This is a genomic window from Streptomyces sp. NBC_00094 (assembly GCF_026343125.1).
Taxonomy (GTDB): domain Bacteria; phylum Actinomycetota; class Actinomycetes; order Streptomycetales; family Streptomycetaceae; genus Streptomyces.
In genome coordinates this window covers 3,919,854-3,946,391 of the sequence record NZ_JAPEMB010000001.1, presented here as the reverse complement: position 1 = coordinate 3,946,391, position 26,538 = coordinate 3,919,854, and the positions used below count along the sequence as shown (strand labels likewise).

At 71.8% G+C, this 26,538-nt stretch carries 28 protein-coding genes and 1 pseudogene; 13 read left to right on the top strand and 16 right to left on the bottom strand.

Annotated features, from left to right (window positions below; translation table 11 throughout):
• The first annotated feature begins 95 nt into the window (after positions 1-95).
• Positions 96-449, top strand: coding sequence for a DoxX family protein (locus OG580_RS17315; RefSeq protein ID WP_267044582.1), 354 nt, complete (start codon positions 96-98; stop codon positions 447-449).
• Between the two features lie 66 nt (positions 450-515).
• Here the strand turns inward: OG580_RS17315 and OG580_RS17310 are convergent.
• Positions 516-980, bottom strand: a pseudogene (locus OG580_RS17310) (class I tRNA ligase family protein); the annotation flags it as partial.
• Between the two features lie 203 nt (positions 981-1,183).
• Here OG580_RS17310 and OG580_RS17305 point away from each other — a divergent pair.
• From OG580_RS17305 to OG580_RS17280, 6 genes are all read left to right on the top strand, one after another.
• A complete protein-coding gene (locus OG580_RS17305) occupies positions 1,184-1,591 on the top strand; it encodes a WXG100 family type VII secretion target (protein WP_267044581.1) in 408 nt (135 codons plus the stop codon).
• A 20-nt stretch (positions 1,592-1,611) separates the two neighbouring features.
• Positions 1,612-1,914: a WXG100 family type VII secretion target gene (locus tag OG580_RS17300; protein WP_267044580.1), complete on the top strand. Its 303-nt coding sequence runs from the start codon at positions 1,612-1,614 to the stop codon at positions 1,912-1,914.
• Positions 1,914-3,707 carry an RNase A-like domain-containing protein gene (locus OG580_RS17295; protein WP_267044579.1) on the top strand — a complete coding sequence of 598 codons (1,794 nt, stop codon included), beginning with the start codon at positions 1,914-1,916 and terminating at the stop codon, positions 3,705-3,707. Before OG580_RS17300 ends, OG580_RS17295 begins: the two co-directional genes overlap by 1 nt.
• Positions 3,708-3,721: 14 nt before the next feature.
• Entirely contained in the window at positions 3,722-4,291 is a 570-nt protein-coding gene (locus OG580_RS17290; RefSeq protein WP_267044578.1) for a hypothetical protein, read from the top strand.
• Positions 4,292-4,353: 62 nt separating this feature from the next.
• Positions 4,354-4,653: an RNase A-like domain-containing protein gene (locus OG580_RS17285; RefSeq protein WP_267044577.1), complete on the top strand. Its 300-nt coding sequence runs from the start codon at positions 4,354-4,356 to the stop codon at positions 4,651-4,653.
• A gap of 12 nt (positions 4,654-4,665) precedes the next feature.
• Positions 4,666-5,328: a contact-dependent growth inhibition system immunity protein gene (locus OG580_RS17280; protein WP_267044576.1), complete on the top strand. Its 663-nt coding sequence runs from the start codon at positions 4,666-4,668 to the stop codon at positions 5,326-5,328.
• 105 nt (positions 5,329-5,433) lie between these two features.
• Here OG580_RS17280 and metG read toward each other — a convergent pair whose 3' ends face one another.
• Both metG and OG580_RS17270 read right to left on the bottom strand, forming a co-directional pair.
• Positions 5,434-7,041 (bottom strand): methionine--tRNA ligase, encoded by a 1,608-nt coding sequence (gene metG, locus OG580_RS17275; RefSeq protein ID WP_267044575.1) that lies wholly within the window; start codon positions 7,039-7,041, stop codon positions 5,434-5,436.
• Positions 7,042-7,159: 118 nt separating this feature from the next.
• Positions 7,160-8,758: a VWA domain-containing protein gene (locus tag OG580_RS17270; protein ID WP_267044574.1), complete on the bottom strand. Its 1,599-nt coding sequence runs from the start codon at positions 8,756-8,758 to the stop codon at positions 7,160-7,162.
• 274 nt (positions 8,759-9,032) lie between these two features.
• Here OG580_RS17270 and OG580_RS17265 point away from each other — a divergent pair, with 274 nt between their 5' ends.
• On the top strand, positions 9,033-11,090 hold the full coding sequence (locus tag OG580_RS17265) for a PhoX family phosphatase (RefSeq protein ID WP_267048035.1): 2,058 nt from the start codon (positions 9,033-9,035) through the stop codon (positions 11,088-11,090).
• Between the two features lie 33 nt (positions 11,091-11,123).
• Here the strand turns inward: OG580_RS17265 and OG580_RS17260 are convergent, their stop codons facing one another.
• The 8 genes from OG580_RS17260 to OG580_RS17225 form a co-directional block, all read right to left on the bottom strand.
• Positions 11,124-12,113 carry a hypothetical protein gene (locus OG580_RS17260; protein WP_267044573.1) on the bottom strand — a complete coding sequence of 330 codons (990 nt, stop codon included), beginning with the start codon at positions 12,111-12,113 and terminating at the stop codon, positions 11,124-11,126.
• Between the two features lie 26 nt (positions 12,114-12,139).
• The gene (locus tag OG580_RS17255) at positions 12,140-13,618 is read right to left on the bottom strand and encodes an APC family permease (protein ID WP_267044572.1); all 1,479 of its coding nucleotides are present in this window, start codon (positions 13,616-13,618) and stop codon (positions 12,140-12,142) included.
• 209 nt (positions 13,619-13,827) lie between these two features.
• Positions 13,828-15,804: an FUSC family protein gene (locus OG580_RS17250; RefSeq protein ID WP_267044571.1), complete on the bottom strand. Its 1,977-nt coding sequence runs from the start codon at positions 15,802-15,804 to the stop codon at positions 13,828-13,830.
• A 69-nt stretch (positions 15,805-15,873) separates the two neighbouring features.
• Positions 15,874-16,110: a DUF2630 family protein gene (locus tag OG580_RS17245; protein WP_267044570.1), complete on the bottom strand. Its 237-nt coding sequence runs from the start codon at positions 16,108-16,110 to the stop codon at positions 15,874-15,876.
• 18 nt (positions 16,111-16,128) lie between these two features.
• Positions 16,129-17,148: an endonuclease/exonuclease/phosphatase family protein gene (locus tag OG580_RS17240; protein WP_267044569.1), complete on the bottom strand. Its 1,020-nt coding sequence runs from the start codon at positions 17,146-17,148 to the stop codon at positions 16,129-16,131.
• A 5-nt stretch (positions 17,149-17,153) separates the two neighbouring features.
• Entirely contained in the window at positions 17,154-17,600 is a 447-nt protein-coding gene (locus OG580_RS17235) for a hypothetical protein (RefSeq protein ID WP_267044568.1), read from the bottom strand.
• Between the two features lie 11 nt (positions 17,601-17,611).
• Positions 17,612-18,037, bottom strand: a complete 426-nt coding sequence (locus tag OG580_RS17230) for a hypothetical protein (protein WP_267044567.1) — start codon at positions 18,035-18,037, stop codon at positions 17,612-17,614.
• Between the two features lie 37 nt (positions 18,038-18,074).
• Positions 18,075-18,887, bottom strand: coding sequence for an alpha/beta fold hydrolase (locus OG580_RS17225; protein WP_267044566.1), 813 nt, complete (start codon positions 18,885-18,887; stop codon positions 18,075-18,077).
• Between the two features lie 77 nt (positions 18,888-18,964).
• Here OG580_RS17225 and OG580_RS17220 point away from each other — a divergent pair, with 77 nt between their 5' ends.
• On the top strand, positions 18,965-20,482 hold the full coding sequence (locus OG580_RS17220) for a PLP-dependent aminotransferase family protein (protein WP_267044565.1): 1,518 nt from the start codon (positions 18,965-18,967) through the stop codon (positions 20,480-20,482).
• A gap of 221 nt (positions 20,483-20,703) precedes the next feature.
• A complete protein-coding gene (locus OG580_RS17215) occupies positions 20,704-21,117 on the top strand; it encodes a hypothetical protein (RefSeq protein ID WP_267044564.1) in 414 nt (137 codons plus the stop codon).
• On the opposite strand, the gene OG580_RS17210 is transcribed toward OG580_RS17215, so the two are convergent.
• On the bottom strand, positions 21,075-21,635 hold the full coding sequence (locus OG580_RS17210; protein ID WP_267044563.1) for a hypothetical protein: 561 nt from the start codon (positions 21,633-21,635) through the stop codon (positions 21,075-21,077). The genes OG580_RS17215 and OG580_RS17210 overlap by 43 nt on opposite strands.
• Before the next feature lie 184 nt (positions 21,636-21,819).
• Here OG580_RS17210 and OG580_RS17205 point away from each other — a divergent pair, with 184 nt between their 5' ends.
• Complete coding sequence (locus OG580_RS17205; RefSeq protein ID WP_267044562.1) at positions 21,820-22,788, top strand: ATP-binding cassette domain-containing protein; 969 nt, start codon at positions 21,820-21,822, stop codon at positions 22,786-22,788.
• Positions 22,785-23,651, top strand: a complete 867-nt coding sequence (locus OG580_RS17200) for an ABC transporter permease (protein ID WP_267044561.1) — start codon at positions 22,785-22,787, stop codon at positions 23,649-23,651. The genes OG580_RS17205 and OG580_RS17200 overlap by 4 nt, the downstream gene beginning before the upstream one ends.
• A 69-nt stretch (positions 23,652-23,720) precedes the next feature.
• On the opposite strand, the gene OG580_RS17195 is transcribed toward OG580_RS17200, so the two are convergent.
• The 4 genes from OG580_RS17195 to OG580_RS17180 are packed head-to-tail and all read right to left on the bottom strand — an operon-like array spanning position 23,721 to position 26,288.
• A complete protein-coding gene (locus OG580_RS17195) occupies positions 23,721-24,095 on the bottom strand; it encodes a VOC family protein (RefSeq protein ID WP_267044560.1) in 375 nt (124 codons plus the stop codon).
• A 5-nt stretch (positions 24,096-24,100) separates the two neighbouring features.
• Positions 24,101-24,529, bottom strand: a complete 429-nt coding sequence (locus OG580_RS17190; protein WP_267044559.1) for a universal stress protein — start codon at positions 24,527-24,529, stop codon at positions 24,101-24,103.
• 53 nt (positions 24,530-24,582) lie between these two features.
• The gene (locus OG580_RS17185; RefSeq protein ID WP_267044558.1) at positions 24,583-25,206 is read right to left on the bottom strand and encodes an FMN reductase; all 624 of its coding nucleotides are present in this window, start codon (positions 25,204-25,206) and stop codon (positions 24,583-24,585) included.
• Between the two features lie 2 nt (positions 25,207-25,208).
• Entirely contained in the window at positions 25,209-26,288 is a 1,080-nt protein-coding gene (locus OG580_RS17180) for an LLM class flavin-dependent oxidoreductase (protein WP_267048034.1), read from the bottom strand.
• Positions 26,289-26,388: 100 nt separating this feature from the next.
• Between OG580_RS17180 and OG580_RS17175 the strand changes: the two genes are divergently transcribed.
• A complete protein-coding gene (locus tag OG580_RS17175; RefSeq protein ID WP_267044557.1) occupies positions 26,389-26,529 on the top strand; it encodes a DUF6126 family protein in 141 nt (46 codons plus the stop codon).
• Positions 26,530-26,538: the final 9 nt, after the last annotated feature.

Sequence of the window (26,538 nt, the reverse complement as noted above, 5' to 3'; positions counted from 1 at the left end):
TTCGCGCGGGCCGTCACACATCCCGTTCGGGCTCCGTCAGTGCTGTGTCCGGCTCGGTCGAGGCGGACACAGGAGAGGCTGAAGGAGCCGTCGCGATGTTCACCGAGATGTCCACCACCGCAGTCGTCGTCACCGCCGTCGCCGCCTTCATGGCCGGGTTCTCCGCCGCGGCGATCTTCTTCAAGGCCGCGTTCGTCGTCGAGCCCCTCGCCGCGTACGGCGTGCCGCGGTCGTGGTGGAACTGGCTCGGGGCCGCCAAGGCCGCCGGGGCCGTCGGGCTCGTCGTCGGGTTCTTCGTGCCGGTGATCGGGACGCTGGCCGCGATCGGGCTGATCCTGTACTTCGCCGGCGCCGTGATCACCATCGTGCGGGCCCGCTCGTACGCCCACGTGCCCTTCCCGCTCGTCTACATGGCCCCCGCCGTCGCCGCCCTCGCTCTGACCTGGTGACCCGCAAGGAAAAGGCCGCCACCCCCGTGATCAGGGGTGGCGGCCTTCGCCGTACGACAGGGGACGTCAGTCCTTCTTCGGCTCCTCCAGGCGCGGGAACAGCACCGCGCCCTTCGTCACCGTCGCGCCCGCGGGGAGCTGTCCCCACGTGGCGGCGTCCTGGACCGGCTGCGCGGCCAGGGCGCCCAGGGACGCCTCGGCGCCCAGGGAGTCCCAGAGGGCCTGCGAGGTCTCGGGCATGATCGGGTTGAGGAGGACGGCGACCGCGCGGAGCGACTCGGCGGCTGTGTAGAGGATGGTCGCGAGGCGGGCCTTGCCCTCCTCGGACTCGCCCTTCGCGACCTTCCACGGCTCCTGCTCCGTGATGTAGCCGTTGACCTGCTTCACGAAGTCGAAGATCGCCAGGATGCCGCCCTGGAAGTCCAGCTCCTCGCCGATCTTCAGGTCGGCGGTCGCGACCGCCTTGGCCAGGCCGTCCTGGATCGCCTTCTCCGCGTCACCGTCGGCCGCCGACGCCGGCAGGGCGCCGCCGGACGTCCACTCCGTCGGCAAGGCGGATCTCCTCGCGGAGGAGACCGCGCGGGCCCGCGCTCGCGCTCACCCGCCGCGCGGGCGGGCTTCGTGAGGTGTGCGACGGGCCGCTGAGCCGTCCTCCCGGCGAGGGCACCGGAGTTCGTGAGTACGCTCGAGTGAACGCGTGAACGGAAGTACGTGACGACGGGCGGGGGTCCGGGATGCAGAACGCCGATCTCGATGTGTCGGAGGGTGAGCTGACGAAGCTCGCCGGCGACCTCGACGCGATGCAGGGGTACCTGGAGCAGCAGACACGGCGGATGGACGCCATCGTGGACAGCATCGCCGCGGGTTGGCAGGGGCCGACGGCGAAGGCGTACCGCAGTCTGCACCAGGAGGTCGCGGAGGACGCCGTGCGGATCCGGAACGTCATGATCCTGCTGGAGGAGGCCACTCGGCTCAGCCGTGACGGCTTCACGCAGCAGGAGTTGGACACTCTTGGCCGGATCAGGAAGCTGCAGGAAGGTACGGACGTGCCGGCGACGGCCCGGGCCTGGGGATCGCCCGACCCCGCCCCCGTTCCCGATTCGGTACCGTCGCGGCCGCAGAGCCGCATTCTGGACATCTGACCACGGGGGGCAGCAGCACGATGTCTGAAGACGAGCGCATCACCGTCGACTTCGCCACGCTCCGACGACTGTCGGGAGAGCTGGAGGACGTCCTTCGCATCCTGAACGAGAAGCTCGACAGCCTTTACACCCGTACGGAGAAAGCCGTGTTGAGCTGGGATGGGGAGGCCCGCGAGGCGTTCATCGACGAGCTCGACAAGTGGGACCGCTCGGCGCGGGACCTGAAGGCCGCCCAGGCGTGGCTGCACGAGGTGGTCGTCAAAGGCCACCTGAACTACGACGCGGCGCACCGCTCCGTGCTTCAGGGCTGGGGTGGCGCCTGATGGCCGGGCCGACCCCCGCGCAGCCGCCGGGCGGCGGCGGCACCATCGACGTCAAGCCCAGCGACCTGTGGCGGGTCTCGGGCCGGGTGGCGAGCCAGCAGTCGGCGCTGAACTCCGGTGCGAACAAACTCCTTGATGGGCTGCGGAAGTACCCGGACGCCGGTGGGGCCGGCACGGACGCCCGCGAGTTCTCCCAGGCGTACATGAAGGTCGGCAACCGCTGGCTGGACGTCTGGGCGAAGAGCGTCCTCAGCGTCGGCGGCGTCGCCGTCGGCTTCACGGAGACGGCCAACGCGTACGCGAAAGCGGACGCCGCCGCGCACCCCAAGCCCGGCCAGTCCGCCCAGCAGATGCCGGTGCCCTCGGTCGTCGACAAGCAACCGGACTACGGGCAGATCCCCGACCTCAAGTGGGGCGACGACGACGGTGGCGACGACTTCATCCGGAGGCTGCTCGAACTCATACCCCCGGTCGTACGGACCGTCCTGCAACCGCTCCTCAAGAAGGCACTCCGGATCGGGAAGCTGGCCGACGTCTACCCGTACCCGCAGCAGCATTACCTCAACTCGCTCTCGCAGTGCTGGTCGGACACGACGATCTGTCTGAGCGTGGTGTCGGGCACGCTGACGGGCGAGGTCTCCACCATCACCAACCCGCAGCAGACGGAGTGGCAGGACGCCATGAAGGTGTTCTGCAGCGCGGTGTGGGGCGCCACGGCCTGGGGACACTCCCGGGAGGGCTATCAGTGGGCACAGAAGGGCGGCAACAACGGGCACGGGCCGCCGACCGGCAGTCAGCCGGTGATGACGGTCCTCTTCGACACCGCGAAGAAGATCAGCGACATCCTGCGGGAGTACGCCGAGGCCGCAGTGGAGCTGAACGGCGACATCTGGGACGAGTTCGTGGAGGCCGTCAGGGAGTCGGCGAAGGAGGTCCTCGACGTCGTCGACAAGGACCTGAACCTCAAGGACGGCGTCGGCATGAAGGACGTCGGCGGCTTCTTCAAGACCATCGGCAAGGGCGCCGCCAAGGGTGTGGGCGCGCTGGCCGAGTTCGACATCCAGATCGTCCTCAAACTCGACACCGCGGACATCAACCGCATCGTCGGGAAGTACCAGTCGACGCTGAACGCACTCACCGCCCGGTTCGACGTGATGATGCCGGCGCTGGACGAGGCGTACCTCAGCGCACCGAAGTTCGAGGCCGGGGTGGCCCGGGCGCACGGTTTCGGCGCGCGGGCGCTCGACGAGTTCAAGGACCCTCAGCGCTGGATCAAGGAAGACGCCAACGGGAACTACACGTTGGATCTGGCGAGCAACGAGTGGCTGAACAACGGTCACACGCTCGACAAGCATGTCGGCAAGACGGACGAGCAGCTGAAACAGCGGCTGCGGGACCAGCAGAACAATCCCGGTCACACCACGCCCACCTGGCCCTACGGGAATCCCAGGATCAGCGGGTCGTCTTCGTTCCCGACGTACGACCGGGCGCAGGAGCTCACCCAGCACACCATCAACGACAACTCGGCCGCGATCAAGGCGTGGCTGAAGGGACCGCCGCCCCCGGACCCCGGCGCGACGGAGCTCTTCCGGTCGAAGGCACCCAACGACGGGTACAGCGGGACGAGCGTGTCCAAGAAGGACGACAACGTGCCGCCCATTCCGGGCCGTGGTTATCAGAACAACGGCATGAACGCCACGGTGGAGCAGGTGAAGTTCGTCGAGACCAGGATCAAGTACACGCCCGGTCTTGATCCGGAGTTCACTGTCCTCACCTCCATGCCGGCTCCGTAGAAAGGCCCCCGCACATGACGCCCGAGCACGTGGAACAGACGGACTGGGAAGGTGCCCTCCGGTACCTGCACGAGGATTCCTTCGCCTACATGGCCACCGGCCCGCGCCGCCACGAGGACTGGCGCCTCGACGTCCTGGCCGTCATGAACCGGTCGGTGGCCGATCCCCGGGGCTGGGCGGTCCTGGACGAGTGGGTGGGCTCGCCCGGGGCGGACGAGCCGGCCCACCCGTTCCAGCCGCCGGACCTGGAGAAGCTCGGAGGACGTCTCTACGAGATCGCCCCGGAGTCCGCCGCCCAGCAGCTCGTCGCCATGACTGACGACGGCTGCATGCTGCCGAAGGTCCTGAAGGACCGCCCGGAGCGTCTCGACGGGCTCATGGAGCGGGCGCGTACCGTGCTCGCCCGCTTCGGCGCCTCGCCCGTCTGCCTCACCAACGTCACCGAGGCGCGTGACAACAGGACCCCTGACTACTTCTCCAGCAGCCGGGGCTGGACGCAGATGTCCGTGTACTCCGAGGACATCGGGCTCGTGGTCCTCTCCGAGGCCGAGGTCGGCGTGTTCTGGACCTTCGCCGACTACTGACCGTACGGAACCGTACGGAACTCCGGACCGACCGTGCCGACCGACCGCGAGAGAATGCCCTCATGCTGACCCGTTCCGCCACCTACCCCGACCGGGAGACCGCCCAGTGGGCCACCCAGCAGGTCGTGACCGCCAACGAGCAGGTCATCCACCGCTGGCTCGCTCAGGGCACCCGCGCCCGGCTCACCATCGAGGCCGCCTGGCCGTCCCGTGCGGAGCCCGTAGGGCGGGTGCTCCTGGAAGCGATGGCGCTGGCCGGGCTGCAGCCGGTGGACGTCCGGGCGGCCCGCGTCGTGCTGCGCCGGGAGCCGGCGAGCCCGCACGGGTTCGTCGTCCAGACCACCCTCCCGTTCTCTCTGTAGAGGCTCACGACCGTGTCCATGAAGCCCCTTGAGCACGACCACCGCTACGGCGAGCTCGACCAGGTGATGCGCGCGTACCTCGGGCAGCCGGCCGACGACACTCCGGAGAAGCGCAGCGCTGCCCTGGAGGCCTACCTCCGCCACACCTGGCACACCCGCTCGTGGGCCATCTCCGAGGCGGAGCGCCAGTTGCGCGAGTACAGCCGCAACCCCCCGGGCCGGCTGCGCCTGAGCATGGGCGAGTTCTACGCCGTCCCCGACACCGGAATACCGGAGTCCGCGATCCAGGACTGGCTTCTGGTCCTCGCCGACCACCTCAAGCAGAGCGTCGAGGGCGGCGAAGTCCCCCCGCCCTCGTCCCCGCGGACCCACTGGGAGTGGCACGCCCGCTTCCCGGAGACGGCGCAGCTGCTGGGCGGCTGGTTCTCCCAGGACATCGTGGACGAGTTCGCCGACCACGCCGCCGCGCTCGCCGACTACCGCGCCACCACCGACCCCCAGCTGGTCGCCCGGCTCTGCGGCGAGCTGAACGAACTCCTCGCCCTCCCTCTCGACGAGTCCGATTACGCCCTGGCCGCCGCCGAACTCGGCATGGAGGTGGCACCGCCGGCCCCTCATTCGTACGGTGCCTGGCTCCAGTCGGCCGCCACGGAACTGTCGGGCGCCGACAGCTGACGCCGACGAGCTCGCAGCCGGGCGTGGTGGGTCGAAACGGCCGGTGGCCGCCTCCCAGGAGGGACGGCGGCCACCGGCCGTGTGCGTACGGGAGAGGGACCGGTGTCAGTCCTTCTTCGGCTCCTCCAGGCGCGGGAACAGCACCGCGCCCTTCGTCACCGTCGCGCCCGCCGGGAGCTGTCCCCACGTGGCGGCGTCCTGGACCGGCTGCGCGGCCAGGGCGCCCAGGGACACCTCGGCGCCCAGGGAGTCCCAGAGGGCCTGCGAGGTCTCCGGCATGACCGAGTTGAGCAGCACCGCGACCGCGCGGAGCGACTCGGCGGCCGTGTAGAGGATCGTCGCCAGGCGGGCCTGGCCCTCCGGCGACTCGTCCTTCGCGACCTTCCACGGCTCCTGCTCCGTGATGTAGCCGTTGACCTGCTTCACGAAGTCGAAGATCGCCAGGATGCCGCCCTGGAAGTCCAGCTCCTCGCCGATCTTCAGGTCGGCGGTCGCGACCGCCTTGGCCAGGCCGTCCTGGATCGCCTTCTCCGCGTCACCGTCGGCCGCCGACGCCGGCAGGGCGCCGCCGAAGTACTTGCCGACCATCGCCGCCACGCGCGAGGCGAGGTTGCCGTAGTCGTTCGCCAGCTCGCTCGTGTAGCGGGCGGAGAAGTCCTCCCACGAGAACGAACCGTCCTGGCCGAACGCGATCGCCCGCAGGAAGTACCAGCGGTACGCGTCCACGCCGAAGTGCGAGGTCAGGTCCTGCGGCTTGATGCCCGTCAGGTTCGACTTCGACATCTTCTCGCCGCCGACCATCAGCCAGCCGTTGGCGGCCACGCGCCCCGGTACCGGCAGGCCCTGCGCCATCAGCATCGCGGGCCAGATCACCGCGTGGAAGCGCAGGATGTCCTTGCCGATGAGGTGCACGTTCGCCGGGAAGGTCTCGTCGAACTTCGCCGGGTTCTCGTTGTAGCCGACGGCCGTCGCGTAGTTCAGGAGCGCGTCGATCCACACGTAGATGACGTGCTTGTCGTCCCACGGCACCGGGACGCCCCAGTCGAACGTCGAGCGCGAGATGGAGAGGTCCTCCAGGCCCTGCTTGACGAAGTTCACGACCTCGTTGCGGGCCGACTCCGGCTGGATGAAGCCCGGGTTCGCCTCGTAGAACTCCAGGAGCTTCGGGCCGTACTCGCTCAGCTTGAAGAAGTAGTTCTCCTCCTTGAGGATCTCCACCGGCTTCTTGTGGACGGCGCACAGCTTCGTGCCGTCCTCGGCCTCGATGAGGTCCCCGGGGAGCTTGTACTCCTCACAGCCCACGCAGTACGGGCCTTCGTACCCGCCCTTGTAGATCTCGTCCTTGTCGAACAGGTCCTGCACGAACTCCTGGACGCGGTCGGTGTGACGCTTCTGCGTGGTGCGGATGAAGTCGTCGTTCGCGATGTTCAGGTGCTCCCAGAGGGGCTTCCAGGCCTCCTCGACGAGCTTGTCGCACCAGGCCTGGGGCGTGACGTCGTTCGCCTCGGCCGTGCGCATGATCTTCTGACCGTGCTCGTCCGTGCCGGTGAGGTACCACACCTTCTCGCCGCGCTGACGGTGCCAGCGCGTGAGCACGTCGCCTGCGACGGTCGTATAGGCGTGGCCCAGGTGAGGAGCGTCGTTGACGTAGTAAATGGGGGTCGTGACGTAGAACGCCTTCGCCCCCTGCTTCTCGGATCCAGTGGCCGCCATGGTCGAAATCCTAACGGTCGTACGAAGATCCACTCACATCGTTAAACCGGGGGCCACGGTCGGGCGGCGGGGCGGGGGTGACGGTGACACCGGCGGTCGCCGTCACCCCCGCTACCTCTCAGAACTCCAGGTCGGCGAGGAGACCGCGGTAGAACGCCGGGTGCGCCGACTCGACCGGGGCCGGGCCGGGGAAGTACGCGGCGGTACGGGGCGTGCCGTCGAGCTTCCGGAGGAAGTCGAAGGCCTTGTTGTCCTCCTCGCCCCAGGCCACGAAGCGCCAGTGCAGCGGGCGGTCCGCCGCCTCGGCCAGCGCCTGCGTGGCGGCCGTCTTCGACTCGGGCGCGCCGTCCGTCTGGAAGACGACCAGGGCGGGCCGCGTCGGGTCGGCCTTCTCGTGGTGGGCGAGGACCTCCTCCACCGCGCGGTGGTAGTTGGTACGGCCCAGCCGGCCCAGGGTGCCGTTGATCTCCTCGACGCGGGTGGGCGTGAGGTCGGCGGGCGCGAGGTCGACGGTGCCGTCGATGTCCGTGGAGAAGAACACGGTCGTGACGGTGGCGGTCTCGTCGAGGTGCGCGGCGAGCGCGACGGTCTGCTCGGCGAGGCGCTGCACGGAACCGTCCTTGAAGTACCCGCGCATCGAACCGGACCGGTCCACGACGAGGTACACGGCGGCCCGCGCTCCGGTGAGCCCCTGCTTCTTGAGCGCGGCGCCGGCGGCCTTGTAGGCGTCGGCGAGGTGCGGGGCGAGGGCCTTCACCTTGGCGAGGGGGAGGGCGGGGGAGCCTTCGGCGGGGGTGTCCGCGTCGGTGGCGGTGTCCGCGTGGTCGGCGGGGTCCGCCTCGGTGGCGATGTCCGCCTCCGTGGTGGCGTCCGCCTCGGTGGTGGTGGCGGGGCTGTCCGCTTCGGCGGCGACGACCTCGGCCTCTACCTCGGCCTCGACCTCGGCCTCTACCTCGGCCTCGGCGACGGCCTCGACCTCGGCCGGGGTGGCGTCCTCGTCGGCCGGGACCTCGTCGGCCTGGCCCTCCGGCTCGGCAGCCGCGACGGTGGCCGCCTCCGGCTCCGCCGGGGCGGTGACCGTCTCGGGGGCCTCGGTCTCGGCCTCCGCCGTGACCTCCTGCTCCTCCGGAGCGTCCGTGGCGGCGGCCGCCACGGGCTCCACGTCCTGCTCCTGCGGGGCGGTTTCGGACGCGGGGGCGTCCTCCACGACGGTGGTCGCTTCCGGCTCCGCTTCCGCTTCCGGCTCCGCCTCCGTCGGCGCGGACTCGGCCTCCGCGACAGCGGCGGCCTCCGGCGCCTCGGCCTCCGCCGCGGCAGGCGTCTCCGCCTCCGGCGCTTCGGCCTCCGCAGCCGCAGCCTCCGGCGCCTCGGCCTCAGTGGCCTCCGGCGCCTCAGCAACCTCTGCAGCGGCAGCGGCCTCCGGCGCCTCAGCAACCTCCGCAGCGGCAGCAGCCTCCGGCGCCTCGACAACCTCGGCAGCAGTAGTCACCTCAGCCGTCTCCGGCGTCTCCGTCTCCGTCTCCGCGCTCCGTGCCTTCGGGACCTGCGGGTTGTCGAACGACGCCGCCACCAGGTCGTCCGCCGCGCGGCGGGCCGCCGTCTCCGGGGGCTCCGGGGTGTCCGTGGACGTCGACGCCGACGTGATCTCACGCGTCTGGGGCGGGACGGAGGTCGACGGGGTGTCCTCGCGGTCCCGGCCGAATACCTTGCGCAGCATGCTCCGAATACCCATGGGCGAACCCTTTCGCATGAGTGGGGGTGCAGTGTGAATGTCCGTACTGGGCGTTTCGGGACGTTCATCCCTGGCCAGGGCAGACACGTAAGGTTAGCGGCCACCCCCTCCCTCCTCGGTGACCCGGTCGCCTCCGGTTGCCGTGCATTCATTCGGCGTTCACTCCGGCGCCGCTCCTGTGCAGATCTACGCACATAGCGTCGCCGCCGAAGGACGACCCGACACCATGTCGGCGCAGTGTGCGCCGGAGGAGGACGAAGTGCGCAAACTGCTGCCGCTGCTGAGCATGAACCCCCACGGAGGCGGCCGTTCCGCTCTCACCTGTCGCTTCCGGTGTGGTGACGCCTGCTTCCACGAGGTGCCCAACACCAGCGACAACGAGTACGTCGGCGACGTCATAGCCGGCGTGCTCTCCCGCCGTTCCGCCCTGCGCGCCGCCGCCGTCGTGACGGTCGCCTCCGCCGCCGGTGGTGCCGTCGTCCTCGGTGGCGCCCCGGAGGCCGTCGCCCACACGCAGAAGCCCGGCGCCGGTACCGCCGGCAAGGCCGACGGGGCCCGCGGGCTCCGCTTCGCCCCGGTCGCGCCCAACACCGCCGACCAGGTCACCGTCCCCGCCGGCTACGCGCAGAACGTCGTCATCCGCTGGGGCGAGCCGATCCTCCGCGGCACCCCCGCCTTCGACGCGGAGAAGCAGACCGCCAAGGCCCAGGCCGGCCAGTTCGGTTACAACAACGACTTCCTCTCCCTGCTGCCGCTGCGCGGGGAGCACCACCGCCAGGTCCTCGTCGCGAACCACGAGTACACCGACGAAGTCCTGATGTTCCGCGGCTACGACTCCGAGAACCCGACCCGCGAGCAGGTCGAGATCGCCTGGGCCGCGCACGGCCTGTCGGTCGTCGTCGTCCAGGAGGAGCACCGCTCCGGCAAGCTCACGCCGGTCACCCGCCACCACCTCAACCGACGTCTGCACACGACGAGCGAGTTCGAGCTGACCGGCCCCGCCGCCGGCGGCGCCCTGCTGCGGACGAGCGCCGACCCCGAGGGCCGTACCGTCCTCGGCACGCTCAACAACTGCGCCGGCGGCACCACCCCGTGGGGCACCACCCTCCACGGCGAGGAGAACTTCAACCAGTACTTCGCGTACGGGTCGTCGCCGACCGACAAGCGGTACGGGGTCGGGACCGGGGCCTCCGAGCGCAAGTGGGAGCGGTTCGACACGCGCTTCGACCTCCGCCAGGAGCCCAACGAGGTGCACCGCCAGGGCTGGGTCGTCGAGCTCGACCCGTACGACCCGGAGTCCACGCCCCGCAAGCGCACCGCGCTCGGCCGCTTCAAGCACGAGGCCGCGCAGCCCCGTCTCACCGAGGACGGCCGCCCGGTCGTCTACATGGGCGACGACGAGCGCTTCGACTACTTCTACAAGTTCGTGTCGAGCAAGCGGATGAAGAAGGGGGGCTCGCGGGCCGCCCGTGAGCACAACCTGACGCTCCTCGACGAGGGCACGCTGTACGTCGCCAAGCTGACCGGCGACTCCCCGGCCGCCGAGATCGACGGCACCGGCAAGCTCCCGAACGACGGCGAGTTCGACGGCTCCGGCCAGTGGATCCCGCTCGCGACCGGCGACGTCTCGCACGTCCCCGGCATGACCGCCGAGGAGGTGTACGTCTTCACCCGCCTCGCCGGTGACAAGGTCGGCGCGACGAAGATGGACCGCCCCGAGGACGTCGAGCCGTCGCCGCGCAGCGGCCGGGTCTACGTCGCCCTCACCAACAACTCCAACCGCGGCAAGACCGGTTACGCGCCCGCCGACGAGGCCAACCCGCGCAACCTCAACAAGCACGGGCAGATCCTGGAGCTCGCCGAGCACTGGGACGACCCGGCCGCCGACGGCTTCGCCTGGCGTCTCTTCCTCGTCGCCGGCGACCCGAACGACCCGGCGACCTACTTCGCCGGCTTCCCCAAGGAGAAGGTCTCCCCGATCTCCTGCCCGGACAACGTGGCCTTCGACCCGCACGGCAACCTGTGGATCTCCACGGACGGCAACCAGCTCGGCTCGCACGACGGTCTGTTCGGTGTCGCCACGCAGGGCGAGCGGCGCGGTGAGCTGAAGCAGTTCCTGACCGTGCCCAAGGGCGCCGAGACCTGCGGCCCGATCATCCAGGACCGGCGCGTCGTCGTCGCCGTGCAGCACCCGGGCGAGCTCGACGGCGCCTCCGTCGAGAACCCGAAGTCGGAGTGGCCCGACGGACCCGGAAAGATCGTCCGCCCGTCGGTCGTCTCCGTCTGGCGTACGGACGGCCGCGACATCGGCGTCTGATGACGCCGGGGCGGGCCTGGGGGTGGGGTGGCCCTACTCCACCCCCAGGCCCTCCCTGAACCGCACGAACTGCTCCTCCGGGTCCCCCGTGTACGCCCACGGCACCCACGCGGCCCGCGCGCCGAGCATCCCGAGCAGCTCCCGGGCGATGTCGACCTGGCCCGCGTAACAGGCCGCGTGTGCCAGGAAGTTGAGGTCTCCGACCTCCTCCGGCGCCACCGGGCTGCCCGGGTCCCGGCCGCCGATCCACCGCGCGTGGGTGCGGCGCAGCTCCGTCACCGCCAGCTCGTGCTTCCAGTGCTGGTCGAAGCCCCGCACCGGACCGCGGCCGAGCGCCCCGTCCGCGATGTACCGGTACTCCTCGACCCGGGCCACCTGCACCAGGACCGGCAGCGCCGAGCCGGGCGGGGCCACGCCCGCCGCGTCGCGGGCGAAGTCGTACATGCTGCCGTGCGTGCCGTGCCACCGCGCCGACCAGTAGCGCAGCACCTGGATGTGGCCCTCCGTGTTGTACGGGTCGCGGCGCCGCAACTCGTCGAACCAGTGGCGCAGTTCGCGGCGCGCCACCCCGCCCTCGTACAGCCGGGCCACCGAGAGCAGGGACACCCACGGCATGGGGTCGTCGGGCGCCGCCTCGGCCGCGCCCCGGCAGGCGTCGACGGCGGCGTCGATCCGGCCGCGTTCGACGGTGGCGCCCCGGCCGGCCGCGATGGCCGCGTCGAAGACCCGTACGACCTCGGTCGCGGCCCGCAGGACGGCGGCGTCGGGGTTGCCGGGCTCGGCGGCCCGCCAGGTCTCGACGGTGGAGCTGCCGGCGGCGGCGTGCGAGAGGAGCCGCAGCCGGTGGGTGCGGCGCGCCCAGTCGTCGCCGGTGGTGGCGATCAGGTTCCGGACGCCCTGCCAGCGGCCGATGACGATGTCGTGGCGCGCCTCGGTCAGGGCGCGGTCGCCGAAGTCCGGGTCGAAGTCGGGCGCGAAGCGCTCGGCTCGCGCCGGGCGCGCGGAGCGGCGGCGTACGGCCATGGGGGCCTCCTTCGGTTCGGCTGCCGTCAGAAGTCGGTGGCGTAGCTCTTGTCGTGGTTGCCCGTGCGGGCGCGCGGTGTCGCCCGGCCGGAGTCCTCGGCGGCGGCGAGCGCGCGGACGGCGTCGAGGCGGGCCGGGCGGTAGTAGTCGCTGCCCTTGCGCCAGTACACGAGCAGCGGGACGACGCCGAGGAGCAGTCCGCCGAGGCCGATGGCGAGGGCGGTCGTGGAGAGTTCGCCGAGGGACTCGACGAAGCACCAGAGCATGAACCCGGAGCCGAGCAGCGGCCACAGTCCGCCGAGGACGAAGTTGCGTACGGAGCGCAGCAGGAGCGACTTGTACGCGACGACGGCGGCGATGCCGGCGAGGCCGTAGTAGAAGGCGATCTGGAGGCCGATGGCGGCGACGGCGTCGCTGAGGATCCGCTGCACGGACTGGGCGGCCGCGGCGGCGGCGAACATGAGGGCGGCGGCGCCGCCGACGGTGGCGATGGCGACCCAGGGGGTGTTCCAGCGGCGGTGCACGGTGCCGAGCGCGGCGGGCAGGGTCCGGTCGCGGCCCATCGCGAAGAGCGAGCGGGTGACCTGGAGGAGGGTGGTCTCCAGGGTGGCGACGGTGGACAGGACGACGGCCACGACGAGGAGCTTGCCGCCGACGCCGGGCCAGATCTCCTGGCCGAGGACGGCGAGGACGTTGGGTCCGGCGGTGCGGATCTCCTCGGCGGTGAGCAGGACGTTCACGGCGACGGTGAAGGCCTCGAAGAGGACGAAGACGAAGCCGACGCCGATGAGCGCGGCGAGCCCCGCCGTGCGGCGGCTGTTCCGGGTCTCCTCGCTGAGGTTGCTGGTGACGTCCCAGCCCCAGTAGTAGAAGGCGGCGATGAGGGCGCCGGCGGCGAAGCCCTGGGGGCCTTCGAACCGGTCGAGGGCGAACCAGGACCAGTCGAAGGCGGTGGCGCGGCCGCGGTGCGCGACGGCGGCGAGGACGAAGCCGACGAGGATCAGCATCTCGACGCCCGACATGACGAGTTGCGCCCGTACGGTGAGCCGGGCGCCGCCCAGGACGACGAGCAGCATCATCAGGAACCAGCCGGCGCCGACGGTCGCGGCGAGCGGGGCGTTGTCGGCGAGGTCCGGGTCGATCAGGGAGAGCGTGAGGGAACCGGCGGGCAGCGAGCCGGCCACCATGAAGACGGTGGCGGCGAAGACGAGGGCCCAGCCGGAGAGGAAGCCGAGGAAGGGGTGGAGGGTGCGGCCCACCCAGGAGTAGCCGGCGCCGGCGTTGACGTCGATCCGGCCGAGGCGGGCGTAGGCGAGGACGATGCCGAGCATGGGTATCGCGCAGTAGAGCAGGGCGGCGGGTCCGGCGTAGCCGACGGCACCGAAGAGGACGGCGGTGGTCGCGGCGAGCGAGTAGGCGGGCGCGCTGCCGGCGACGGCCATCACGATCGTGTCGAAGGTGCCGAGGACATTGGGCTGGAGCCCTCTGCTGTGGGTGGTGCGCATGGTGGAGTCCTCGGGGCGCGGGGGGTGAGGCAGGGCGAAGTGGCCCGTATGCCCGTCTGGTTGTGGGGACGTCGGCGGGCGCGGATCACGGTGGATCACGGTGAGATCGAGCGCATCGTAGTCGCCCGGATGGCCTCCGGTAACGGCGGTGGGGAAGGTTCCGTTCCGTGACCGCCGGTAAGTCCTCCCGTACGCCCCCCGCGGAAGGTTTATCGCAGGTCGGGACCGGCGATGGCGCGGGCGGCGCGGACCTCCTGGCGGAGTGGTGCGAGGACTCCGTTCTCGTCGCCGGGGAGCTCCGCGCGGACCTCCACGAGGGTCTCGGAGGAGCGCAGTCCGTCGGCGAGTTCGCGCAACTCCCGCTCGACGGCCGCGACCTCGGCCGGGTCGGGGTCCGGGGCGCCGTGGGCGACGCGGATCCGGGCCGCGGTCGTCGCGTCGACGATCCGCTCGACGGCGACGACGAGCGGCCACCAGGCGGCGGCGCGGGGGCCGGTGGGCGGCGGTTCGGTCAGCGCGCGCTGGAACTCGGAGCGGACGGCCGACAGGTCCCGGTAGAGCTTCCGGCGGGCCCGGTGGCGGACGGCCGGCCCGTCCTCCGTCCCGGGGGCGAAGGCGCTTCGCACGTACGCGGCGGTGTCGGCGACCGCGTCCGCGAGCCGGTCCCCGATGCGGGTGTGCCAGGACTCCGGCCAGAGGAGGTAGCCGGCGATCAGGGCGATCGCGCAGCCGATGAGCGAGTCGTAGAGGCGGGGCATGACGAGGTCGAAGCCCTGCTGGTTGAGGGTGTCGGAGAGCAGCAGGATGACCGGGGTGATGGCCGCCGTCTGGAAGGCGTACCCCTTCGCCGAGAAGGCCGGGATGAGGGCCGCGAGCACCATCATCACGGGCACGTCCCACCAGCCGCGCGGGACCTCGGCGAGGACGAGGGCGGCGAGGACGAGTCCGGCGGCGGTGCCGAGGGCGCGGAGCACGGCCCGGGAGAAGACCGAACCGAAGTCGGGCTTCATGACGAAGGTGACGGTGAGCGCGACCCAGTACGAGCGGGGAACGGCGATCAGTGAGACGAGGGCCTGGGCGAGGCCGATGCAGAGCGCGAGCCGCAGCCCGTACCGCCAGGACGCCTCGGAGAGCAGGACGGCGCGGGAGGCCCTGCGGGCCCGGACGCGGAGCGCGGCGGGGCGGCCGAGCCGGTCGTCGACGTTGTAAGGGTCGGGGTCGGTCTTGTGGACGACGGCCGCCGCGTGGCGCAGGGCGTGGTCGACGGCCCTCTCCGCGGGCCGTTCGGGAGCGGGCAGGTCCAGGACGGGGGTGCCGGTGCGGCCCTCCTCGACGGCGTCGGCGAGCTCCCGTACGGCCGCCGGGATCGCGGCGGGCAGCGGGCCGACGAGCCGGGCGCGGAGGTGGGCGGCGGGCGCGGCTTCGAGGAGCGGGATGAGGACGTTGAGCTGGGAGAGCAGCCGGACGAGGTGGGGCGCACGGCCGTGCCGGCGGGTGCGGCGGGAGAGGACCAGGTCGTAGGACTGGTTCAGGGAGGCGGTGACGGCCTGCCGCTGTTCGTCGTACGCGGGCGTGCCGGTGGCCTCGTACAGGTCGGCGAGCGCCCGGTAGGTGGCGGCGACGGAGGCGCGTTCGGGGGCGGCACGGCGCAGGGGCCAGCCGAGGAGCGTGAGGACGAGGACGAAGAGCCCGCCGAGGGTGAGGAGCAGGGGCGCCTTCCACCAGGGCCCCGGCATGGGGAGGCCCGCGCCGACCACGCAGTTGAGGAGCAGCAGGAGCCCCGACACGGAGGCGACGGCACCGATCGACGAGATCATCCCGGAGACGAGCGCGACGAGGGTCAGCGCGGCGACGGCGTACCAGCCGTGCCCGAAGACGAGGGTGCCGAGGGTGACGCCGAGGGCGCCGAAGAGCTGCGGCACGGCGATGTTGAAGACCCGCATCCGGTAGGCGTCGGCGGTGTCGCCGATGACAGCGGAGAGCGCGCCCATGGAGACGAGGGCCCCGTAGGCGGCCTGTCCGGTGGCGAGTCCGACGGCGAGCGGCGCGGAGAGCGCGACGGAGGCGCGGACGACGGCGGCCCAGGGGATGGGGGTGGGCTCGGGCCGCAGCCCGGCGGTGAGCCAGCTGGGCGGGGCGAGCCGTACGGGGCGTACAGGGCGTGCGGGCCGGGCGGGGCGTGGCATGCGTCCAACTTACGTCGCCCCTGGTGCGGGCCGTGGCCGCGTCGTGGCGCCTTGGTCGTGGTCCGGGGGTCAGTTGCGGTAGGACTCGACCTCGGAGGCCGGGCGGAGGGTGGCCGTGTCCGGGTCCTCGCCGAATTCGGTCTTCGCCCGGCGCTGGCGCAGCAGGTCCCAGCACTGGTCGAGGCGTACCTCGAGGTCGGCGAGCCGGGCGCGTTCCTCCGGGAGGAGGCCGCCCGTGCGCTGCCTCAGGGCGCGTTCCTCCTCGACGAGGGCGCCGATGTCGTCCAGGATCTCCTCGTTGTCCATGCTTTCAAGCGTGGCCGATCAGCGCCCGCCGCGCAGGTCGAGATCGGTGAGGACGGCCCGGTGGTCGGAGCCCGCGAGGTCGAGGAAGCGGATGCCCCGGACGCTGAAGTCCTCGGTGACCAGGACGTGGTCGATCTGGACGAACGGCGGCAGGGGGCCTTCCATGGGCCAGGTGGGGGTCCGGCTCACGTCCGCGAGGCGGGCGGCGTCCTGGAGGTTCCCGGAGTCCAGGATCGAGCGGAAGGCGGCGTGGTCCTGGGAGGCGTTGAAGTCTCCGGCGACCAGGAGGGGGCCGGTGCGGTGCCGGGCGGCGTTCGCGATCCGGCCGAGCTCCCGCTTCCACAGGTCCACCTGGTCCGGCATCGGCGGCAGCGGGTGGGCGAGTTGGAGGCGTACGGGAACTCCGGCGATCTCGGCGGTGGCGCCCGGCATGCCCATGACCGCCGGGATCACCCGCTCGTCGGTCAGCGGGTACGCGCTGAGCAGGACGGAGCCGACGGAGCCGTCGGCGTCGACCGAGGCGTGGTGGGGGAGTTCGGCGGCGAACGCGGTGGTGAGGGCGTGTCCGCAGGCGCGGTCGCACTCGGAGACGAAGACCAGCTGGGGGCGCTCGCGCCGGATCGCCTCGGTCAACGCCCCGGTGGCCTGGCCGAACTCGACGTTGGCGGCGAGCACCCGCACCTGGGTGAGGGGCAGGCCGTAGGCGGTGACGAGCTGCGGCATGTAGGGCAGGGAGCTCCAGCCGACGGCGGCCAGGACGACGACGGCCGTGAAGGTGAGGGCGCGGCGGCGGGCGACGGCGGCGAGGAGCACCGCGAGCCCGGCCGGCACGGTGAACCAGGGCAGGAGGGAGAGCAGCTGCGGTACGGGCGTGACCCCGTCCGTGTCGAGCGTCCGGCAGCCGGCGAGCAGGGCCGGCACGACCAGGAGCAGCCCTGCGGCCCAGGCGGTGAGGCGGTGCCTGGGCCGGAGGGGTGGCGGCTCGGGGGCCGTCGGGGAGTCGTTCGTCACGGGCTCGACGGTGAGGGCTCGGTCCACGCCCCTCAGTGTCGCAGGGCCTGCGCGATCTCCGCCTTGGTGTCGCCGGAAAGCGTCCGGTTGCTGCGGGCCGTACCGGACTTGGACTTCCCCGCCTCGACGCCGTCGATGTTCAGGACGACCGAGTCGAGGAAGTTCCCGTCCGCGTCTTTGAAGGTGACCATCACCGTGTAGTCGGCGGTCTTGTCCAGCGGGTTGGTCGCGGTGATCTCGGCGACCGTGCGGTCCCCGTCGGTGCTCGTCGCGCCGGCGTTCACGTCGCCGGTGGCGTTCACCCCGTCCTTGACCTCGTTCATCTTCTCCTCGGCGGCCGACGCGGCGGCGGCCGTGGCGGAGGAGACGATGTCGCCGGCCGCTTCCTTCGCCGCGTCGCAGCCGGTGACGGTGACGGTGAGGAGGACGGAGGCGGCGAGGGCGATTCCCGTGGTGCGTCGTCGCAGGTGCGCTCTCATGGGCGGCCGCCTCAGTACTTCTCGCTGGGACCGTAGGCGTCGTCCGTGGCCAGCGCCCAGATCACGAAGATCGAGATGGCCATGGAGAACAGCGCCCACCACGGCTGGTAGGGCAGGAAGAGGAACTGGAAGAGGACGTTGAGGGAGGCCAGCGCGATGCCGGCGACCCGACCCCACTCGGCGCCCTTGAGGATGCCGAAGCCGGCGACGGCGAGGATGACGCCGAGGATCAGGTGGATCCAGCCCCAGGTGGTGAGGTCGAACTTGAAGACGTAGTCGCCGACCCGGGAGTAGACGTCGTCCTCGGCGATGCCGGCGATGCCCTGGAAGACGTCCATGAATCCGGTGACCAGCATCAGGACACCGGCGAAGAGGGTGCCGCCGGTGGCCCAGGCTCCGGAGGTGCTGGACTTGCGGGGTGCGGTGTTCTGGCTCATGACCCCATCGTCGGAGTGTTCGTACGATTCCGAACTTTCAGCTGGGCCGAACGAGTGAGCGAGGCAGGAGCCGGAGGTACGAGTCCAGTACGGAGTCGAACTCCTCGGGCCGTTCGAGGTTGGGCAGGTGCGCGGCCCGCTCGATCACGGCGAGCATGGAGTGGGGGAGCAGCGCGTGCATCTCCTCCGCGTCCCTGACCGGCGTGTACGTGTCGTCCCGGCCGACCACGACGAGCGCGGGCACGGCGACGGTGGTGAGCGACGCGCGGTAGTCCGGCCGCTCGGCCCGGCCGCGCAGAGCGGCGGCGGCACCGGCCGGGTCGGTCGCGCACATCATGCGGTGGACGTGCGGCGCGGCATGGGTGTTGTACGGGGCGACCATCCGGTCCAGGACCTCGTCGGCGTACCCGCGCATCCCCTCGTCGAGCAGCCGGTCGGCCATGGCGTTCCGCGCGGCCTTGCCCTCCTCGGTCTCGGCGGCGGGGAAGGTGTCGGCGAGGACGAGGCCCCGGACGCGCTCCGGGTGGCGGCGGTGCAGCTCCATGGCGATCTGGCCGCCCATGGAGAGGCCGGCGACGACGCACTCCCGGATCCTCAGGCCGTCGAGGAGGCCGACGAGGTCCTCGGCGAAGTCGCCGAGGCCGGTGACGTCGGGGCGCGGACCGAGCGGGGTGATGCCGTAACCGCGCAGGTCGGGGGCGATCACCCGGTGCGTGAGCGAGAAGCGGTCGATCTGCGGCCGCCACATGGTGTGGTCGAAGGGGTGGCCGTGGACGAGGAGGAGCACGGGGCCGGAGCCCCGGTCCTCGTAGGCGAGCGGGACGCCATCGGTCATCTCTGCGAAGTCCATGGTCGGAGGCTAGGTGTGGCCAACTGCTCGGTGCAATGAGATCTTTGCTCTCGGTGCAATAAGGGGGAGGGGTCGCCGTGGAGGAGTACCGGAGGATCGCGGACCGGGTCGAGGCGGCCGTCCGCGACGGGCGGCTGCGGCCCGGTGACCGGCTGCCGCCGCAGCGGGTCTTCGCCCGCCGCCACCGGATCGCGAACTCGACGGCCATCCGCGTCTACGGGGAGCTCGCCCGGCGCGGCCTGGTCGTCGGGGAGGTCGGGCGCGGCACCTTCGTCCGGGCCGCGCCGCCGCTGCCCGGGTCCGCGCTCGCCGAGCCCACCGGGGACGCGCCCGTCGACCTCCAGCTCAACTACCCGGTCGTGGAGGGACAGTCGGAGCTGATGGCCCGCGCGCTCGCGGCGCTCGCCCGGCCCGACGTGCTGGCCGAGGCGGTCTCGGGCCCGGCCGCCGCGACGGGCACCCCGCAGGCCCGTGACGCGGCGGTGTCCGTGCTCGCCAGGCCCGGCTGGGCACCGGACCCTTCGAGCGTCCTCTTCGCGGGGAACGGCCGCCAGGCCATCGCCGCCGCGCTCTCCGCGCTGGTGCCGCCCGGCGGCCGGCTGGGCGTCGAGGCGCTCACGTATCCGCTGGTCAAGGCGGTCGCCGAGCGGCTCGGCATCCGGCTGGTGCCGCTCGCCCTCGACGCGGAGGGGGTCCGTCCGGAGGCCCTCGCGGCGGCCCACCGGGCGACGCCGCTGGCCGCGGTCTACCTCCAGCCGACCCTGCACAACCCGCTCTCCACGACCATGGGAGCGGCGCGACGGGCCGAACTGGCCGAGCTGCTGCGCGGCCTGGACCTGATGGCGGTGGAGGACACGACCTGGGCGTTCCTCGTGGGGGAGGGGCGGGGGCCGGATGCCGGGCCGGGCGCCGTGGCGGGCGCTGGGCGGGGTGCCATGCCGGGCGTCGGGCCGGGTGCCGTGCCGCTTGCGGTACCGCCGGCGGGGCCGCTCGCCGTGCCCGCGCCGCTCGCCGCGTACGCCCCCGAGCGGGTCCTGCTCGTGGACAGCCTCTCCAAGCGGCTCGCCCCCGGGCTGACCGTCGGCTATCTCGTCGTGCCCGGGCGGCTGCGTACGGCCGTGGCGGAGGCGCTGCGCTCCGGGGCCTGGACGGCGGGCGGGCTCGCGCTCGCCGCGGCCACGCGGTGGGCCGGGGACGGCACCGTCGCCGAGGTCGTCGCGGCCAAGCGCGCCGACACGGTGGCCCGGCACGCCCTGGTCCGGCTCCACCTCGGCGGGCACGAGGCCGGGCACGAGGCGGGGCACGAGGCGGGGGGCGAGGCGGGGGGCGGGTCCGGCGGCGGGCCCTGGGGCGCGGTCCGGACGTCCCCGCACGCCTACTACTGCTGGTGGGAGCTGCCCGCGCCCTGGCGGGCGGAGACCTTCGCGGCGGCCGCCGCCGAACGCGCGGGTGTGGCCGTCACCCCCGGCAGCGCCTTCGCGGTGGGGCCGGGCACGGCCCCGGACGCGATCCGGGTGGGCCTCGCCTCGCCGCCCAGGGCGGTGCTCGACGCGGCGCTCGCCCGCCTCGCGGCGCTCGCCGCCGAAAGGGCCTGACGCACGCGCGCGGGGGTCCGCCGTGCGCGTGCTGCCCGCGCGGACCCCGGCGGGGTCGCCGCGCTCGCCCTGCCGGGCCTGCTCTTCGAGATCGTCGCCGTCGCCGTCGCCGTACGGCCCGCGGTGCCCGAGGGCGTCTGATCCACTTGCGGGGCGCCGGGCGCGGGTGTGCCCTGGAGGGTGCGGGAACCAGGGGGGCGAGAGACGAAGGAGCTCCAGCCATGGCCGCACACGCAGCGGTACCGGCCTCGCGCCGGGCGACCGGCAGCAGCACCCTCGGCTGGGCACTCCCGGCCACGCTCGGTGTGATCTACGGCTTCTACGCGGCGTTCATCGAGAAGTCCGGCGCCCCCGTCACCTGGGGACTGTTCTGGCTCGGACTGATCTCGGCGATCGTGCTCGCCGGGGCCGTGTACGGGCTCCACCGCGTCCGCCGCGCCCTGCCGCGCGAGCTCCACGCCGCGGCCTGGGGCGGCCTCGCGGGCATCGCGGTCGGCTTCCTCTACAGCCTGTCCGACGTGAGCATCCTGTCGGCGACGGTCCTCGGCCTGATCGTCGGGGGGAGCGTCACCGCCGGCGCGTTCTACCTCTACTACACCCACGAGGACGCCGCGGGCCGCCCCGCGCCGTACTGACGCCCCGAGCGTCGGGTCCCGGTCCTGCGCCGGTGGTACGAGGCCGCCACGGCGGCGACGAGCACCGGCCAGGCCACCAGGGGCGCGTAGCAGGCGATCAGCAGGGCGTTCTGCGCCGGGGAGGCGGGGATGCCGGGTCCGAGGTCCGCGACCGAGGCGTACACGCCCCACCCGGCGATCGCGCACAGCCCCGCCACCCCGGCGAAGGCGGCGCCCGTCGCGGCGGTCGGGTTCACCCGGCGCCCGCCCAGGAAGGGCATCCACCGGGGGAAGACCTCGCCCCAGGAGCGGACGAGCCCCAGGGTGAGGAAGGCGAGCAGCTCGGAGACGACGCTGAGCGAGACGACGTACACGGACACTCCGAAGCCCATCGTCCCGAGCTCGGCGTCCTGCGTGACCGGGAGCCCGGCGACGAGTGCGAGGCGCCACAGTCCGGACGGGAGGGTGACGAGAGGGACGGCGTGGGCGGCGAGGACGGCCCAACGGGGCACGTCCGGCAGGGCCTTGATCTTCATCATGCGTCCAGCGTCCCGCCGGGCCCGGGGGCCCGGCGTCGCCCCGGGGAAGGGTCCGCCTCCGCCGTGCGGGGGAGCGGCGCTCGTCCGCACGGCCGTCGGTCCGGACTCGTCCGCCGTGGCGAGAAGCAGCGGGCCGACGGAGACTGGGAGAAGCGCTCTCTTTCCGATAGCCCGGAGGAACGGCATGACCGACCTCGCCATCGAGACCGAGGGCCTGGTCAAGGTCTTCGGGACGAACCGCGCCGTCGACGGCATCGACCTGCGCGTCCCCGCCGGCACCGTCTACGGCGTCCTCGGACCCAACGGCGCCGGCAAGACCACCGCCGTCAAACTGCTCGCGACCCTCCTCCGCCCCGACGGCGGCCGGGCCAGCGTCTTCGGCAAGGACGTCGTCAAGGACGCCGACGCCGTACGGGGCCGGGTCAGCCTCACCGGCCAGTACGCCTCCGTCGACGAGGACCTGACCGGCACCGAGAACCTGGTCCTGCTCGGCCGGCTGCTCGGCCACACCCGCCCCGCCGCCCGCGAACGCTCCGCGCAGCTGCTCGCCGCGTTCGGGCTCGCGGAGGCCGCCGACAAGCAGGTCAAGAACTACTCGGGCGGTATGCGGCGCCGTATCGACATCGCCGCGTCCATCCTCAACACCCCCGACCTGCTCTTCCTCGACGAACCGACGACCGGCCTCGACCCGCGCAGCCGCAACCAGGTCTGGGACATCGTCCGCGCGGTCGTCTCCCAGGGCACCACCGTGCTCCTCACCACCCAGTACCTCGACGAGGCCGACCAGCTCGCGTCCCGTATCGCCGTCATCGACCACGGCAAGGTCATCGCGGAGGGTACGAAGGGCGAGCTGAAGGCCTCCGTCGGCTCGGGCTCGGTGCACGTACGCCTCCGGGACCCCGAGCAGCGCCCGGAGGCCGAGCGCGTCCTCCGGGGCGCCCTGAACGCCACCGTCCAGCTCGACCCCGACCCGGTCGCGCTCACCGCCACCGTCAACGGCCACGGGACGGACCTGGGCGCCTCCGAACAGGCCGCGCGCGCCCTCGCCGAGCTCGCCAGGTCCGGGATCACGGTCGACAACTTCGCGCTCGGGCAGCCCAGCCTCGACGAGGTCTTCCTCGCCCTCACCGACCGGAAGGGAACGACGGCATGACCACCGTCACCACCGGAAAGGACCCGCAGTCGACCGAGGCCCTCGACTTCGTCGCGCCGAAGGCGGACGACCTCGCGGCGCTCTTCGTGGGCCGGTCCCGCCCGCCGCGCCCCAGCGCGCTCTCCGCTTCGCTGACCTTCGGCTGGCGGGCCATGCTGAAGATCAAGCACGTGCCGGAGCAGCTGTTCGACGTGACGGCGTTCCCGATCATGATGGTGCTGATGTACACGTACCTCTTCGGGGGCGCGCTGGCCGGCTCGGTCGACGAGTACATCCAGTTCCTGCTGCCGGGCATCCTCGTGATGAGCGTCGTGATGATCACGATGTACACGGGCGTCTCGGTCAACACCGACATCGAGAAGGGCGTCTTCGACCGCTTCCGGACCCTGCCGATCTGGCGGCCCGCGCCGATGGTCGGCTATCTCCTCGGCGACGTCGTCCGCTATCTGATCGCCTCGGCGGTCATGCTCACGGTCGGCGTGATCATCGGCTACCGGCCGGACGGCGGGATCGTCGGCATCCTGCTCGGCGTCGCGCTGCTGCTGGTGTTCTCGTTCGCGTTCTCGTGGATCTGGACGATGTTCGGCCTGCTGCTGCGCAGCGAGAAGTCCGTCATGGGCGTCTCGATGATGGTGATCTTCCCGCTGACCTTCCTCTCCAACGTCTTCGTCGACCCGCGGACGATGCCGGGCTGGCTCCAGGCCTTCGTGAACAACAACCCGGTGACCCATCTGGCGACGGCGGTACGCGAGTTGATGGCGGGCCGGTGGCCGGGCGCGGACATCGCGTGGACGCTGGGCTGGTCGGCGGTGTTCGTGCTGGTCTTCGGCTGGGTCACGATGCGGCTGTACAACCGGAAGTAGACGCGGGGTTGCACAGCCGCGCGTACATGCGGCTGTGCAACCGTCTGCCTCCCCCGGAGGGGGACCCTTTCAGGAGGCCGTGCGCGGGGTGGTCTGCTGGACCGCCCAGCGGTTGCCGTCGGGGTCGGCGAAGTAGACGAAGGAGCCCCAGGGCTGGTCGTCGATCCCGCTGACCTCGATCCCGCGGGCGGTGAGGTCGGCGTGGGCCTCCTCGATGTCCGTGACGACGACCTGCATGTTGTCGAGGGAGCCCGGGGCCATCGCGGTGATGCCCTTGCCGAAGGCGATCGAGCAGGCCGAGCCGGGCGGGGTCATCTGGACGAAGCGGATGTCGTCGCCGACCGGGATGTCGTGGTCGGCGTGGAACCCCACCCGCTCGTAGAAGGTCTTGGCCCGGTCGATGTCGGTGACGGGGACGCCGATCAGCTCCAGCTTGATGTCCATGGTGTTCACTCTCCGCGGACGACGACGACGGGGCAGGGCGAGTGCTGGGTGACGTGGGCCGAGACCGAGCCCAGGACCGCCGCCTTGAAGCCGCTGTGGCCGCGGTCGCCGACGACCAGGAGGGCCGCGCCCTTCGCCGCGTCGAGCAGGGCCTGCGGGGCGTTGCCGCCGACCACCGTACGGGTGGCCGCGGCGGCGGCCTTCGGGTCGAGCGCCTTGTCCAGGGACTCGTCCAGGATCTGCTTGGCGAGCCGCTCGGGGTCGAACTCCGGCGGTACGCCCGGCATCAGCGTCGCCCAGGAAGCCGGGTACTCCCAGCTGATCACCGCCTGGAGGGAGCCCCCGGTGAGGGCGGCCTGCGCGGCCGCCCACTTCAGCGCCCTCAGAGAAGCCGCCGATCCGTCCACACCCACCACGATCCTGCCGCCGGCCATCGCCGACCTCCGTTACGTTGTCGGGGCTGTTCCCCCACAACCGTACAAAGGGCTCAATCCAGGCGCAGGTCGGCCAGCTGCTTCTCGAAGGGGACGATGTCGTCCTCGTCGGCCCGCCGGGACGGCCGGGCGGCGACCGTGTCCGCCAGTTCACGGCCCGCCCGGGTGATCCGGGACGGCAGTCCGTCCGTCCACTCGTCGCCGCCGGAGCCCCAGTCCTCCGAGGCCGCGTAGACGGCGGTCGGGATCGTGTGGGCCCGCAGGTAGGCGAAGAGCGGGCGCAGGGCGTGGTCCAGGACGAGCGAGTGGCGGGCGGTGCCGCCGGTCGCCCCGATGAGGACCGGGGTGCCGGTCAGGGCGACCGGGTCGATCAGGTCGAAGAACGACTTGAACAGACCGCTGTACGAGGCCGTGAAGACCGGGGTCACCGCGATGACCCCGTCCGCGCCGGTCACCGCGTCGATCGCGTCCTGGAGCTTCTCCGAGGGGAAGCCGGTGACGAAGTTCTTCGCTATGTCGAGGGCCAGGTCGCGCAGTTCGACGACCTGGACGTCGACGGCGTACTCCTGCTCGGCCAGCCGGTACCGGGTCGCCTGGAGCAGCCGGTCGGCGAGCAGTCGGGTGGAGGAGGGTGCGCCGAGTCCGGCGGACACCGCGACCAGCTTCAGGGTCTGCATGGTTACGCCTCCTTCGTGGCCTGGACGGCGGGGTGGAGCGGGGCGGTGGTGGGGACGCCGACGGGGCGCAGGTTCTCGAACTCCTTGCGCAGCACCGGGACGACCTCCTCGCCGAGGATGTCGAGCTGCTCCAGGACCGTCTTGAGGGGCAGTCCCGCGTGGTCGACCAGGAACAGCTGGCGCTGGTAGTCGCCCACGTAGTCGCGGAAGGACAGGGTGCGCTCGATGACCTCCTGCGGCGAGCCGACGGTCAGCGGGGTCTCCCGGGAGAACTCCTCCAGGGTCGGGCCGTGGCCGTAGACGGGCGCGTTGTCGAAGTACGGGCGGAAGTCGCGTACCGCGTCCTGGGAGTTCTTCCGCATGAAGACCTGGCCGCCGAGGCCGACGATCGCCTGCTCGGGGGTGCCGTGGCCGTAGTGCGCGTACCGCTGCCGGTAGAGCCGGACCATCTTCTCGGTGTGGTGCTTGGGCCAGAAGATGTGGTTCGCGAAGAAGCCGTCGCCGTAGTAGGCGGCCTGCTCGGCGATCTCGGGCGAGCGGATGGAGCCGTGCCAGACGAACGGCGGGACGTCGTCGAGCGGGCGCGGGGTGGACGTGAAGCCCTGGAGGGCGCTGCGGAACTTGCCCTCCCAGTCGACCACGTCCTCCCTCCACAGCTTGTGGAGGAGCGCGTAGTGCTCGATGGCGAGCGGGATGCCCTGGCGGATGTCCTGCCCGAACCACGGGTAGACCGGCCCGGTGTTGCCGCGGCCCATCATCAGGTCCACGCGGCCGTCGGCGAGGTGCTGGAGGGTCGCGTAGTCCTCGGCGATCTTCACCGGGTCGTTGGTGGTGATGAGGGTCGTGGAGGTGGAGAGGATCAGGTTCTCGGTGCGGGCGGCGATGTGGCCGAGGAGGGTGGTGGGGGAGGAGGGCACGAACGGCGGGTTGTGGTGCTCGCCGGTGGCGAAGACGTCGAGCCCGACCTCCTCGGCCTTGAGCGCGATGGCGACGGTGTTCTTGATCCGCTCGTGCTCGGTGGGGGTACGGCCGGTGGTGGGGTCGGTCGTCACGTCGCCGACGGTGAAGATCCCGAACTGCATCGTGCTCACCTCTCGCGTTCCTCAGTAATTGTTGAAGCTTAAACTAACACGTCCAACGGCGCGCCCGCACGACGTATTCCCGGCCCGTACCCTGGATCGCATGGCCGAGAAGACGTACGACAACGAACGCTGGAAAGAGCGCGGCGTCATGCTCCGCGTCTTCGTGTACGTCTTCGCGACGCACGCCTTCGCGGGCTTCGTCTGGATCCTCTTCTACGTGGGGCAGAACGCCCAGAAGTAGGGCGCGCGG